Origin of the sequence: Stutzerimonas stutzeri (assembly GCF_000952685.1) — a bacterium.
Taxonomy (GTDB): Bacteria; Pseudomonadota; Gammaproteobacteria; order Pseudomonadales; family Pseudomonadaceae; genus Stutzerimonas; species Stutzerimonas stutzeri_E.
This window is the reverse complement of the sequence record NZ_JYHV01000014.1, coordinates 1-12893: the sequence shown is the minus strand read 5'-3', so window position 1 is coordinate 12893 and position 12893 is coordinate 1. Positions and strand designations below refer to the sequence as shown.

Sequence of the window (12893 nt, the reverse complement as noted above, 5' to 3'; positions counted from 1 at the left end):
GTTACTGGCCCAGGGTCAGTACTTTCTGCAGCATGGTCTTGGCCGTGTTCATCAGCTCGGCATTGGTCTGGAACGAGCGACTGGCCGAAATCATGTCGGCCATTTCTTCCACCACGTTGACGTTCGGGTAGTAGACATAGCCTTCCTCGTTCGCCGCCGGATGGTTGGGTTCGTAGCGCGCCTGCAGCTCACTCTGGTCTTCCACCACACCGAGCACCTGAACACCGGCACCTGCCTGGTCTTGCTCGGAGAACAACGACTCACTTGGCGAGCCGTTGGCCTGCTGCAACAGGGTGGCGAATACCGGATGACGCGCACGATAGGTCTGGTCGACACTGGACGACACCGTCTCGGCGTTGGCGATATTGCTGGAAATAGTGTTAAGGCGAGTGCTCTGGGCGCTCATGCCGCTGCCGGCAATATTGAATACGCTGCTAAGGGACATAGGTTTCGCTCCTTTTATTCGCCGCGCAGGGCGCTCATAAGCCCCCTGAACTTACCGTTGAGCAAGGTGAAGCTGGCTTGAAAGTCGATGGCGTTCTCGGCGTAGGCGGCCTGCTCGACCTGAGCATCGACGGTGTTCTGGTCCAGCGATGCGTGAGCAGGTGTGCGGAATCGCAGCCCCGGATCAGCGATCTCCATACCTTCGGCAGCGATATGCTTGCTGCTGGTAACGGCGACCCCAAACCCACCCTGATTTTTACTGTTCTGTGCGGCGAGGACGGCGCTGAAGTCTAGGTCGCGTGCTTTGTAATTCGGCGTATCGGCGTTGGCGATATTGTTGGCCAACACCTCGGCACGCTGCGCGCGAAAGCCGAGCGCCTTTTCGTGGATTCCCAGTGCTTTATCGAAACTGATGCTCATGATCTGGCCCTCTGCCGGATACAAGTCTGCCTAGCAAACCACCAGCAAAGGCCGTGCCACATACTCAATCTATTGATTTATAAGAAGTTTACTTGAGACCGTTACAAGCAATGCGTCAAAAGCGGCAAGCCCTTTCCAGGCTTTTGCCGCTTAGTCACTCGTAACCGACAGATTTCTGCCGCGTCGTCGCGCAGTCGCTAGGCGACTGGAGCGCTACTTCGCTTTATAGATGATGCCTGGGCTGCACTGAATCATCTGGTACAGCTCGGGCAAGCCGTTCAGCGCCTCGGATGCCCCCAGGAACAGGTAGCCGCCTGGTTTCAAAGTCGCGTGGATACGCTTGAGAATGTCCTTCTTCACATCGGCGGAAAAATAAATGAGGACGTTGCGACAGAACACCACGTCGAATTTTCCCAGCACTGCGTAACTGTCGAGCAGGTTCTGTACACGAAACTCGACGCGACTGCGAATAGCAGGCTTGACCACCCAGCGCCCAGGCGTCTTGACATCAAAATAGCGCTGCAGCCGCTCGCTTGATAAGCCTCGAGCAATAGCAAGGCTGTCATATTCTGCCGCTTTGGATGCGGCAAGCATGGCCCCCGACAATTCGGTGGCCACTATTTGTACCGCAGGCTTCGGTTGGCTAGGACTGCTGCGCTCATATTCATCGATGGACATCGACAACGAGTAAGGCTCCTGCCCCGATGAACAGGCCGCTGACCATATCCGCAAGCGCTGACCTGGAGCGCCTTTCAGCAACTCCGACAGAATACGGTTTTTGAGCACCTCGAACGGATAGGTGTCGCGAAACCATAGCGTTTCGTTGGTCGTCATCGCATCCACGACCTGCTCGCGCAAACCGCTACGTGGCTGGGCCTGAATCTTCCTGACCAGCTCTCCCAGACTCTTGAGCCCTTGCTGCTCCATCAACTTATTCAGCCTGCTGGATACTAGATACTGCTTATTTCCGCCGAGCAGGATGCCGCAAGTCTTCTCTAGGAATACTCGGAACTGATCAAAATCCGGATCACCTGACACTAATAATGCCCACCAGTCGTATTGAGAGGACGATGCCTCAATTGTTATCCGTAGTCCGGATCCGTTCTATCACTCGATTGGCCAGATCGTCCGCCTGAAATTTGGCAAGAAAATCATCTGCACCGACTCGCTTGACCATGCTCTGGTTGAACACGCCGGAAAGCGAAGTATGCAGCAGAATATGCATATCACGCATAGACGGATCCTGCCGCACCTCGGTCGTCAGCGTGTAGCCATCCATCTCCGGCATCTCGATGTCGGAAATCATCATCACGAATTCCTTGGATGGCTTCTTACCGCCCTCAACGAGCTTTCTCAGATAGTTCAACGCCTGACGACCATCGTTCTGCGCCACTACCTCGATTCCCAGATTCTGTAGACAACGAATAACCTGTTTTCGCGCAACAGAAGAGTCATCGACGACCAGAACCCGGCTAACGGACGCCTTGCTACTGGTTTCCTCATCCGCAATGCCTACCGACAGTTGCTCGGATACAGGCGCTACCTCGGCCAGGACCTTTTCGACATCGATGATCTCGACCATCTGACCGTCCACGTGGGTCACGGCTGTCAAATAATGATCATGCCCAACACCCTTCGGAGGCGGCAGGATAGCCTCCCAGTTCATGTTGACGATCCGTTCGACGGAACGCACCAGAAAGCCAAGCACTTTGGTGTTGTACTCGACAATGATGGCGAAGCTATTGGATAGATCCTGTAGCGCCGGTTTTCCGGTGGCCAGGGACAGATCGAGGATCGATAGCGTATTGCCCCGTATGTTTGCGACTCCACGAACGACTGGACTCGACCGAGGCATGACGGTCAACCGAGGGCACTGCAGGACCTCTTTGACCTTGAATACGTTGATGCCATAGAGCTGCTTGTCATCCAGACGGAATAGCAGCAGCTCCAGGCGATTTTGCCCGACCAGCTGGGTACGCTGGTTAACCGAATCCAATACACCGGCCATGCCAGTTTCCTCTTGCGCGCAAAATGGACGTTCAGATGCCATGAAAGCTTGGACTAACGGCACGTCCCTTGCTTCTCTCATGTCATGAGCAAACAGATGACTTTTTTCCGGCGTCCATGCAATACGCTTTTCCGAGCGATCCTGCTATCGGTTTTATGCGGGCTGAGCCAGTTTGCTGTCTCAGCGAGCGTGACACGACCTGAACAGCTTATCGACGCGACCCGCGAATTTCTTGAGCGGGAAGTAACCGACTATTTGCAGCGTAGCCAAATTCGAGCGCGCCACGAGATCGAGATCAACAGGCTCGATCCACGCCTGCGCCTGGCGGCCTGTGATCGTCCTCTGACGGTCAAGCTCGAAAGCCCCGCGCAGCCGATCGGCCGCACCACATTGCGAGTCAGTTGCGAAGGTGCCGCCCCCTGGTCCGTTTTCGTCCCGGCACAGGTCCATTTGTTCCGCGAGGTTATTGTCGCCCGGCGCCCGCTGGCCCGTGAGAGCGTTGTGGAACAGGCCGATGTTGCACTTGCCGAGCGTGACGTCAGCGTACTGACTCAAGGCTACTTGACAGCATTCGATCAGGTGCTGGGCAACAAGATCACCCGTAGTGCCCTCCCGGACCAGGTGCTTGCCCCTACGTACATTTCTGCTGCCGAGGTCGTTCGTAAAGGCGATCAGGTAGTAATCAGCGCGAAAAATTCAACGATAAATGTGAGAATGCCTGGAGAAGCATTGTCCGATGGCGCACTCGGTACCCAGATTCGGGTCAAAAACCAGCGATCCGGGCGAACGATCAAGGCCCGCGTCGTCGGTCCCGGCCAGGTGGAAGTTGATATGTAGCGGAGATGAGATCGACGCCGCCGCCATCTGCAAAAAAAGCTAAAGTTTTCTGAGGCATTGCCGAAAAGCAGGCAAGCGTCCTGACTTATTCGAGGTTTCGATCATGGCTATCGATTTCAACCGGCCCAACAGCGCCGTCAATTCACCCACTAGCGGACGCAGCCCCAACGTCCAAAACACCGAACGCCCCGGAGTTCAGCAAACGCCTACCGATGCAGCGAAGAGTACTGGCAGCGCATCGGTATCCGGCGAAAGCGTCCAGCTGAGTCCCGAAGCACAGCGCCTTCAGCAGACGTCGGAGAAACTGAATCAGCAGCCCGTCGTTGACCAAGAACGTGTAGCTCAGATCAAGCAGGCCATCGCCGATGGCAGTTATCAGGTAGATAGTCAGCGAGTAGCATCGAAGCTACTGGCGTTCGAAAGCCAGCGTTGAGTTTTGGCAGTTAAGGTAGCCAAGCGTCAACGCGTTAGAGGCCACTATGCAAGACACTGAATTGCTTCAGCAGCTCGTCGAAGATATCGGCACCGCCCGGAAGCTTCTTGAGCTCACCGATGCAGAATACCAGGCGCTCGCTGAACGCGACCTCTCAAGGCTCGAACAGCTGCTCACACAGAAACAAGCGCTGCTTGCGCTACTGAATCAACATGGTGCCCTTCGCAGCCAGACGCTAGCCACGGCACAGCTAAGCGCCGACAGGAGCGGTCTGTTGGCATTTGCCGCAAGTTCGGCACTCGGCACGGACATTGTCGATCAGGCAGAGCAACTCGACGGAATTCTTGAAGCCTGCCGAAACGCCAACGAGCGCAACGGTAAGCTGATCCGCGCCAATCAGAATGCAGTGGGAAGCATGCTGAAGGTGCTGCAGGGCACCAACCAGGCACCCGACCTTTACGACCGTCGCGGCGCTGCTGCCAGGAGCGCCAATCATCGTCCGCTCAGCCAGGCTTGAAACACACGCAGCCCGATAAAGGCAAAGTGCTATCATGCAGCCGACGTCGTTACATGCCGGAGAGCAGAGCTAAGTGTCTAATCCCTTCGCTGAGGATGAAGGTCCCCAGCCTCCTCAAATACTTAAGACCGCAGTTGAGGTCCATGCGAACCTGCGATTGCTGCTGGAAAACCGCATCCCGTTATTGGTTCGCTTCACCGAACGCAATCAGCGCTATCAGACCTATCTGATCGAGATAAACCGCGAAAAGGGTTGGATTGCCTTAGACGAACTCATTCCGAACGACGGTGAGAGAATGATGACCGCCGGAGAGCCGTTCCAGATCGAGGGCTACTACGAGGGTGTACGCGTCGCCTGGAATAACGAGCACGCCGTGCACCTTGGCGAACTGGACGACGCACGCTGCTACTGGACTCCGCTGCCCGGCCAGATCATTTATCATCAGCGGCGTAACGCTTACCGAGCCCAATTGAGCGGGCAGCCTATCGCCGTCGAACTAAGCGGTAAATCAATCAAAAAACCCCTGGAAGGCAAAGTGCTGGACATGTCGGCCACCGGCTGCAAGCTGAGCTTCCAGGGCGACGTACAGCACGGTCTCCAAGCGGGTCGGGTATATGAGCAACTTTCCGCCAAATTGCCCTTCGGCACCATCACAACCGCAGCCGAGCTACGCCACGTTATTTTTGATGAGAAGCTGGACTTGACCTTCTGTGGGATGCGCTTCTATCGCATCAGTGGCCTGACGCAGCGACAGATCGAGCGATTCGTCTACCAGCTCCAACGCGAAGCACGACGAGACCAGGCAAGCGACCGTTTTAGCTGACAGTAGATTTCCGCGCGCTATCGCTGAACATGCAGCACAACGAAACAACCGCAACAAGCGCCTCGCTATCCCGACAAGCCGAGCCGGCGTACAGCCTCGGCGCCTTGCACCTTGTCCTCTCCAGCCCTAGCGGCTGCCATACGGCACTGACCGTCGTTTCACGCATGCGAAAAAACTGGCGTCCCAGGCGAGGTTCGAACTCACAACCTTCCCCTTAGGAGGGGGATGCTCTATCCAATTGAGCTACTGGGACGCATGGCGGGCAGCATGTTAGCGGGCCTTGGCTCGTTTGTCATGCTTGCTGCGGCACCCATGGCATCAACCAGACATCAAAATACCGAATACAAATTCATCCCCCACTCGGTCATTGCAATCTGCACGACAGTATTTGACCGCATCATGCAAAGCGCATGAGATCGGCTTATTGATGAACCGTAAGCCATTGAAATAACACAGTTTTTTGTGAGCAAATCCTGGCACGGCGAATGCTTAAGTCATCCAGACCATTTATGCGAAGGAGACGCCGATGCTACGCCCAGCCTTTCTGTTCAGCACCGCGGTTCTGGCTGCTATCACTTCGATACAAGAAATGCCAGGCCCGGATCGCTTTCCAGCCGCACTACCACAACCCAGCGCACTAACCACACCAAGGCTGTCAGCCCCGGCGCAGACCATCAGCCAGGAAGTAAGCAAGCCTGTGCAGCCGCAACGCTGGGTCTTTTAAGAGATAAGTTTTAATCGCCACAGGTTCCACACGGAGATAAAAAATGTCTGTCTATGGTTGCTTGTTCCTTTTACTCGGCGTTGCTTGCGGTGTTTTGAGCATAGGGGCTAGCCTCCCGGGACTTTGGGATACGCTTGTCGACTGCGGTACCGTCCTTTTCGGGACGCTTTTCGTCATATCCCTAGCCCTCGGTCGGCGGATCAAGTTCGACCCCGTCCTACGCTAGGATGAACGGTTTTAAAGGGCCAGATCAGCGGTAGATCACAGTAAAGGCTATTGGCCACCACCCAAAACCTTTACTGTTCATTTTGTCGTCGTATAATTGACGTCATTAAGTCGTCTAGCATCTTTTTCCTAGGTCGTGGAACAGCAACCGCTGTTTGGTGTCAGACCGGTGACTAGAACGGCAATAAGCCACCATCGCCCACCTGACTAACCGGTTTACTATGCGCCCTATGAAGCAGGCAGTTTATTCCAGCCGCACGGCTGACAAATTCGTGGTTCGGCTACCAGACGGGATGCGCGAGCGTATCGCCGAGGTTGCGCGCAATCATCATCGCAGCATGAACTCTGAGATCATCGCCCGTCTGGAGCAAAGCCTTCTCCAGGAAGGCGCACTTGACGATGATTCGGCTATGCGCCTAGATAGCCCGGAACTGACGCTTCACGAGCGTGAACTCCTTCAGCGCTTCCGCCAACTCGCCCACCGACAGCAGAACGCCTTGATTTCCCTGATTGCACAAGATACCGAAGCCGCAAAAGACGAAGGCTGACAATACCGGTAGCCTGCGGAAGGGTCCAAACGCCTCGGTTCAGCCGGGGCGTTGTCGTTTGCCATTCTTGCCGGTGATCATCCTATCCAACTTTCTGGCTACTTCGTTCCATCCGATACTGACCGAGCGACATCTACGCATCCGCAAAAAAAATGCCCTGCATCTCATCGATACAGGGCCTTATTCTTTAGCGCGACCAGCGAAGCGGCCGCTGTCTAGCCTACAAAACTCAGCAATATTCCTGCCGCAACTGCCGAGCCAATCACGCCCGCCACGTTAGGCCCCATGGCATGCATGAGCAGGAAGTTCTGAGGATTTGCCTCGAGTCCTACCTTATTCGACACCCGTGCAGCCATCGGCACGGCCGATACGCCTGCCGACCCAATCAGAGGATTGATCTTGTTCGTACTGAACATGTTCATCATCTTGGCCATCAGCACGCCTGCTGCAGTGCCGCCGCAAAAGGCGAGCATTCCGAGCAATAGAATCCCAAGCGTCTTTAGCTGTAGAAAGGCTTCGGCCGACAACTTGGACCCAACCGTCAGTCCCAGCGCGATGGTAACGATGTTGATCAAGGCATTGCGCGAAGTATCAGCCAGGCGATCGACCACGCCGCACTCACGCAACAGGTTACCAAAGGCAAACATGCCCACTAGCGGAGCTGCATCGGGCAGCAAAAAGCCAACCATCAAAGCAAGCATGAGCGGGAAGACTATTTTTTCCGCCTGCCCGACATGACGCAGCTGCGTCATGACGATGGCGCGCTCCTCCTTAGTTGTCAGCGCACGCATGATGGGCGGCTGAATCAACGGGACCAGCGCCATGTAGGAGTAGGCCGCCACGGCGATTGGGCCCAACAGATGCGGCGCGAGCTTCGCAGTGACGAAGATCGATGTCGGGCCGTCAGCCCCCCCGATGATAGCGATTGAAGCCGCCTCGCGCAGGGTGAACTCCATGCCCGGAACCCCCATCGCCGCCAGCGCCAAGGCACCGAGCAAGGTGGCGAAGATACCGAACTGCGCCGCCGCACCGAGCAACAAGGTCTTGGGATTGGCGAGCATCGGACCGAAGTCGGTCATTGCTCCCACACCCATGAAAATCAACAACGGAAACACGCTGGTCGGCAGACCGACTTCGTAGAACAGATGAAGAATGCCGGCACCCTCGGCCATGTTGGCGACCGGAATGTTGGCAAGCACGCCACCAAACCCGATCGGGATCAGCAGCAAAGGCTCGAACCCTTTGCGAATCGCCAGATAGATCAATGCCAGGCACACCACGATCATCAGCAGCTGACCGGGCTCCAGGTGATACAAGCCGGTGCTGTGCCATAGCTTGAGCAACTTATCCATGCAGCACTCCTTAAGCGATGGTCAGCAGGCTGTCGCCTACGGACACCGCATCGCCGACCTTGACGTTCACACCGGAGATGGTGCCGGCCTTGAATGCACGGATTTCAGTTTCCATTTTCATGGCTTCGAGGATGATCACGAGATCGCCCTCCTGCACCAACTGACCGGGCTGTACGAGCACCTTGAAGATATTGCCAGCCAGCGGTGCGGGTTGAGGCTCGCCAGCGCCAGCGGCAGGCGCGGAAACGGCTGCGGACGTCGCGCCCGGCATATCACCGAGCGGCTTGAGCCCTTCGATGTCGCCGCCTTCGTTGACCTGCACGACGAACGACCGGCCATTGACCTCGACGGTATAGACCTCGGGGGCGCCAGGCTCGCGTGGCGCCTGCTCGTTACCAGTTGGCATTGGCTCGAAAGCGGCAGCATTGCCCCGGTTCTTGAGAAACTTGAGACCAATCTGAGGAAACAGCGCATATGTCAGAACGTCGTCAATTTCATCCTTAGCCAGCGTAAGGCCTTTGTCCTTCGCCAACCCTTTCAGCTCTGCAGTCAGCTTGTCCATTTCCGGTTGCAGTAGATCGGCAGGACGGCATGTGATGACTTCGGAACCATCTAGCACGCGCTGCTGCAGTTCGGTATTGAAAGGGGCCGGAGCAGCGCCATACTCGCCCTTTAGGATGCCTGCAGTTTCCTTTGTAATGGACTTGTAACGCTCGCCGGTCAGCACGTTGATCACCGCCTGAGTGCCGACGATCTGCGACGTCGGCGTTACCAGCGGGATGAAACCGAGGTCTTCGCGAACACGAGGGATTTCCGCCAGGACCTGATCGAACTTATCGAGGGCGCCCTGCTCCTTCAACTGGCCTTCCATGTTGGTCAGCATGCCACCTGGCACCTGCGCCACAAGAATTCGTGAATCGACCCCCTTCAGTGTGCCTTCGAATTTGGCGTACTTCTTGCGCACCTCGCGGAAATACGCAGCGATCTCTTCCAAAAGCTGCAGATCGAGTCCCGTGTCCCGCTCGGTGCCCTGAAAAATCGCTACCACTGATTCGGTCGGCGAGTGTCCATAGGTCATCGAGAGCGAAGAGATGGCGGTATCGACGTTATCGATTCCAGCCTCAACGGCCTTGAGGATTGCCGCGGTCGACAGGCCCGCCGTCGCATGGCATTGCATATGGATCGGAATGGATAGGCTCGCCTTCAGCCGCGTGACCAACTCATAGGCCGTATACGGCGTAAGAATGCCGGCCATATCCTTGATCGCCACCGAATCCGCGCCCATATCTTCGATCTGCTTGGCCAGATCGACCCACATCTCCAGGGTATGCACAGGACTGGTGGTATAGGAAATGGTGCCCTGGGCATGCTTGCCCTGTCGCTTGACGGCGCGTAGTGCTGTTTCCAGGTTGCGCGGATCGTTCATCGCGTCGAACACACGGAACACGTCGACCCCGTTGATCGCCGCCCTCTCGACGAATTTTTCCACTACGTCATCGGCGTAATGCCGATAGCCCAGCAGGTTCTGACCACGCAACAGCATCTGCTGGCGGGTATTGGGCATCGCTTTCTTCAGTTCGCGAATACGCTCCCACGGGTCCTCACCAAGATAGCGAATACAGGCATCGAAGGTCGCGCCGCCCCAGGATTCAACCGACCAGAAGCCAACCTGATCGAGTTTGCCGGCAATCGGCAACATGTCTTCGAGGCGCACGCGGGTGGCAAGAATGGATTGGTGAGCATCACGTAGCACCACGTCGGTTATACCGAGCGGCTGTTTTGCAGAAATCATGAGCGGAACTCCCTGTTCTGAGTCAACCGCGACGCGCGCGGTGCTGATGAATGGCGGCCTGAATGGCTGCAAGAAGGTCGGCGTCCATTTCAGCCGTGACAGCGGCAGACTTAATGGAGGCAGGCTGAGTTGTCGGCGCGCTATCAAAGCGGCTGATCAACAAAGACATCAGGCGAATGCAGACAATCAACAAAACGAGGAAGATGAAGACGGAACCTAAGCCGAACAGCATAAGTTCGACACCTTCGAGCAGGAGTTCGCTGGGGGTCATCGGGTTTCCCTTTCAATCAGCAGCTCGGGCCGCCTGTTATTCGCATCGGGTTCAGGGCTTCGCCGGAGCGAAACCCGCGAACATTAGCCCGAATAACAGGCGCAAGGCAAACGCCAAGTCGCCGCAGTTGGAAGGGATCAGAGCAGAAAAACAGTCGCCAAACCGAGGAAAATAAAGAAACCGCCACTGTCGGTCACTGCGGTGATCATGACACTGGCCCCCAGCGCAGGGTCCCGCCCCATCCGAGCCAGCGTCACGGGAATAAGCACACCCATCAAGGCCGCCAGCAACAGGTTTAGCGTCATCGCTGCAGTCATTACGACGCCCAGGGACCAGCTACCATATAGCCAATAGACCACGATGCCGATAACGCCGCCCCATATCAGGCCATTCAGCATCCCGACGCCCGCTTCCTTGCGCAGCAAGCGAGCGCTGTTACCGGTCCCCATCTGATCCAGCGCCATCGCACGAACAATCATCGTGATGGTCTGGTTACCGGAATTACCACCGATGCCGGCCACTATAGGCATCAATGCAGCTAGCGCGACCAGCTTCTCGATCGAGCCGTCGAAAAGGCCGATTACCCGCGAGGCTATAAAAGCCGTGATCAGATTGACCGCCAACCAGGCCCAGCGGTTGCGCAAAGACTTCCAGACCGATGCGAAGATATCTTCTTCTTCACGCAGACCCGCCATGTTGAGCACTTCGCTCTCGCTTTCCTCGCGGATCAGGTCGACCATTTCGTCAATGGTCAAACGTCCGATGAGCTTGCCGCTCTTGTCCACTACCGGCGTGGAAACCAAGTCATAGCGCTCAAACGCTTGGGCCGCCTCGTAGGCATCCGCGTCCGGATGGAATGTCACCGGATCGCTAGCCATGACTTCAGAGACGTGCCGCTCCGGGTCATTGACCAGCAAGCGCTTGATTGGCAGAACGCCTTTGAGCACGCCGTCGTAATCGACGACGAACAGCTTGTCAGTATGTCCAGGCAATTCCTTCAGGCGTCGCAAATAGCGGAGAACCACTTCAAGGCTCACGTCCTCGCGGATCGTGACCATCTCGAAGTCCATCAGCGCACCTACCTGGTCCTCTTCGTAGGACAGCGCCGAGCGGACACGCTCACGCTGCTGCGCATCGAGGGTTTCCATCAACTCATGCACGACGTCGCGAGGTAGCTCTGCAGCTAGGTCCGCCAGCTCATCGGCGTCCATTTCCTTGGCCGCCGCCAGGAGCTCATGATCATCCATGTCGGCGATGAGCGTTTCGCGCACCGCATCGGAGACCTCAAGCAGAATATCGCCATCGCGGTCCGACTTGACCAACTGCCATACCGTCAGACGATCATCGAGCGGTAGCGCCTCGAGGATGTGCGCAATATCCGCGGGATGCAGCTCTTCCAGCTTGCGCTGCAGCTCGACAAGGTTCTGGCGATGCACCAGATTTTCGATCACAGCCTGATGCTGCCCGTCCTGGCTCTGACGATGAGCCAGGTCTTCCACGATCTTGTGGCGATGGAGCAGCTCGACGACTTGCGCCAGACGATCCTGGAGACTTTCTTGCGGTTTTTTTGCTTCTACTTCAGTCATGGCGCACTCCACCCCCAGCGGTCGGAGCGCGCCAGGGATCAATCATTCGAAACGTGATTGGCAAGCGAAAGTTTTATACGACTACTGGGCAAGTCCATGAGGGGGATCCAGAAGCCCAAAAGGGCGGACCACGTGATAATACCATCGCAACCGTTAAGCCAGACCACAAATGCAGGCAATACAATTGCTTGCATCATGGCCTTACGGAGGATTGCTTGTTATCAGTGTCGACGCATTCACGTTACGGGAAGGCACGACTGCGAGGCGATAAATTATTAGCTAGGCTGGTCCGACCCATCGTCAAGGAGGACGACCGTGAACAAGCTACTCGCCGCGGGCTGTTGCGCCCTGCTTTTCGACGCCACTCCATTGCTCGCCGCAAACGTCTATCGCTGCGTCGATGGAGCAGGCAATCTCACGTTCAGCCAACAGGGCTGCCCAGCAAATCAAACCGCTCAGATCCAAGAGGCGCTCAACCCAACGCCAAGCTCTGGCAAAGCCGTACCCATGGCCAAGCCACTGGCGCAACGCAAGCGCACCAAGAAGGAAGCAACAAGATCGCTTACCGTGGTGGGAGAGCAGGACGATGGATGCGGAAACCGTATCACTGGCAATGCGAGGCGTAGCGCGATGATCAGTCAGCAAATCCGCCCCGGCATGACCCGCGCCGACGTCGAAAGCACCTTTGGCGCACCTGACACCGTCACCAGCCGCAATGGACAAGTGCAATATCGCTACAGCGGCAAAGGCCGGACGCGAACCATCAGCTTCGACGAACACGGCTGCGTTCGTGGCAAGCGTTGACCGCATACGAAAAAGGGCCTGCATTGCTGCAGGCCCTTTTCGATTCTGGTGCACTCAGGAGGATTCGAACCTCCGACCGCTCGGTTCGTAGCCGAGTACTCTATCCAGC

The 12893-nt window shown here is 56.5% G+C and carries 16 protein-coding genes and 1 tRNA gene; 8 read left to right on the top strand and 9 right to left on the bottom strand.

From position 1 onward, the window contains the following. Position 1: 1 nt before the first annotated feature. The 4 genes from flgC to UF78_RS06875 all read right to left on the bottom strand — a co-directional run bounded on the left by flgC (position 2) and on the right by UF78_RS06875 (position 2872). The gene (gene flgC, locus UF78_RS06890; RefSeq protein WP_045161344.1) at positions 2-445 is read right to left on the bottom strand and encodes a flagellar basal body rod protein FlgC; all 444 of its coding nucleotides are present in this window, start codon (positions 443-445) and stop codon (positions 2-4) included. A 14-nt stretch (positions 446-459) separates the two neighbouring features. Beyond that, on the bottom strand, positions 460-864 hold the full coding sequence (gene flgB, locus UF78_RS06885; RefSeq protein ID WP_045161343.1) for a flagellar basal body rod protein FlgB: 405 nt from the start codon (positions 862-864) through the stop codon (positions 460-462). A 213-nt stretch (positions 865-1077) separates the two neighbouring features. After that, positions 1078-1902, bottom strand: a complete 825-nt coding sequence (cheR, locus tag UF78_RS06880; RefSeq protein ID WP_045161342.1) for a protein-glutamate O-methyltransferase CheR — start codon at positions 1900-1902, stop codon at positions 1078-1080. Between the two features lie 37 nt (positions 1903-1939). Further along, positions 1940-2872 carry a chemotaxis protein CheV gene (locus UF78_RS06875; protein ID WP_045161341.1) on the bottom strand — a complete coding sequence of 311 codons (933 nt, stop codon included), beginning with the start codon at positions 2870-2872 and terminating at the stop codon, positions 1940-1942. Positions 2873-2968: 96 nt separating this feature from the next. Between UF78_RS06875 and flgA the strand changes: the two genes are divergently transcribed. From flgA to UF78_RS06855, 4 genes are all read left to right on the top strand, one after another. Further along, the gene (gene flgA, locus UF78_RS06870; protein WP_045161340.1) at positions 2969-3709 is read left to right on the top strand and encodes a flagellar basal body P-ring formation chaperone FlgA; all 741 of its coding nucleotides are present in this window, start codon (positions 2969-2971) and stop codon (positions 3707-3709) included. Between the two features lie 103 nt (positions 3710-3812). Then, positions 3813-4142, top strand: coding sequence for a flagellar biosynthesis anti-sigma factor FlgM (gene flgM, locus UF78_RS06865; protein WP_045161339.1), 330 nt, complete (start codon positions 3813-3815; stop codon positions 4140-4142). Between the two features lie 46 nt (positions 4143-4188). Beyond that, positions 4189-4659: a flagella synthesis protein FlgN gene (locus tag UF78_RS06860; protein WP_045161338.1), complete on the top strand. Its 471-nt coding sequence runs from the start codon at positions 4189-4191 to the stop codon at positions 4657-4659. 73 nt (positions 4660-4732) lie between these two features. Then, positions 4733-5482: a flagellar brake protein gene (locus tag UF78_RS06855; protein ID WP_045161337.1), complete on the top strand. Its 750-nt coding sequence runs from the start codon at positions 4733-4735 to the stop codon at positions 5480-5482. 176 nt (positions 5483-5658) lie between these two features. On the opposite strand, the gene UF78_RS06850 is transcribed toward UF78_RS06855, so the two are convergent. Then, a tRNA-Arg gene (locus tag UF78_RS06850) sits at positions 5659-5735 on the bottom strand. On the opposite strand from UF78_RS06850, the gene UF78_RS22550 reads away from it, so the two are divergent. The 3 genes from UF78_RS22550 (at position 5708) to UF78_RS06835 (ending at position 6979) form a co-directional block, all read left to right on the top strand. Next, positions 5708-5896 (top strand): hypothetical protein, encoded by a 189-nt coding sequence (locus UF78_RS22550; RefSeq protein ID WP_080890565.1) that lies wholly within the window; start codon positions 5708-5710, stop codon positions 5894-5896. The two genes, UF78_RS06850 and UF78_RS22550, sit on opposite strands and share 28 nt — an antisense overlap. A gap of 353 nt (positions 5897-6249) precedes the next feature. Continuing rightward, on the top strand, positions 6250-6432 hold the full coding sequence (locus UF78_RS23230; protein ID WP_045161335.1) for a PA3371 family protein: 183 nt from the start codon (positions 6250-6252) through the stop codon (positions 6430-6432). Positions 6433-6652: 220 nt separating this feature from the next. After that, positions 6653-6979, top strand: a complete 327-nt coding sequence (locus UF78_RS06835) for an Arc family DNA-binding protein (protein ID WP_045161334.1) — start codon at positions 6653-6655, stop codon at positions 6977-6979. Between the two features lie 215 nt (positions 6980-7194). Here the strand turns inward: UF78_RS06835 and UF78_RS06830 are convergent, their stop codons facing one another. The 4 genes from UF78_RS06830 to mgtE form a co-directional block, all read right to left on the bottom strand. After that, positions 7195-8331 (bottom strand): sodium ion-translocating decarboxylase subunit beta, encoded by a 1137-nt coding sequence (locus tag UF78_RS06830; RefSeq protein ID WP_045161333.1) that lies wholly within the window; start codon positions 8329-8331, stop codon positions 7195-7197. Positions 8332-8341: 10 nt separating this feature from the next. Next, positions 8342-10123: a sodium-extruding oxaloacetate decarboxylase subunit alpha gene (oadA, locus tag UF78_RS06825; RefSeq protein WP_045161332.1), complete on the bottom strand. Its 1782-nt coding sequence runs from the start codon at positions 10121-10123 to the stop codon at positions 8342-8344. A 22-nt stretch (positions 10124-10145) separates the two neighbouring features. After that, the gene (locus UF78_RS06820) at positions 10146-10394 is read right to left on the bottom strand and encodes an OadG family protein (protein WP_045161331.1); all 249 of its coding nucleotides are present in this window, start codon (positions 10392-10394) and stop codon (positions 10146-10148) included. Between the two features lie 137 nt (positions 10395-10531). Then, positions 10532-11980, bottom strand: coding sequence for a magnesium transporter (gene mgtE / locus UF78_RS06815; protein WP_045161329.1), 1449 nt, complete (start codon positions 11978-11980; stop codon positions 10532-10534). A 315-nt stretch (positions 11981-12295) separates the two neighbouring features. Between mgtE and UF78_RS06810 the strand changes: the two genes are divergently transcribed. After that, entirely contained in the window at positions 12296-12784 is a 489-nt protein-coding gene (locus UF78_RS06810) for a DUF4124 domain-containing protein (protein ID WP_045161327.1), read from the top strand. Positions 12785-12893: the final 109 nt, after the last annotated feature.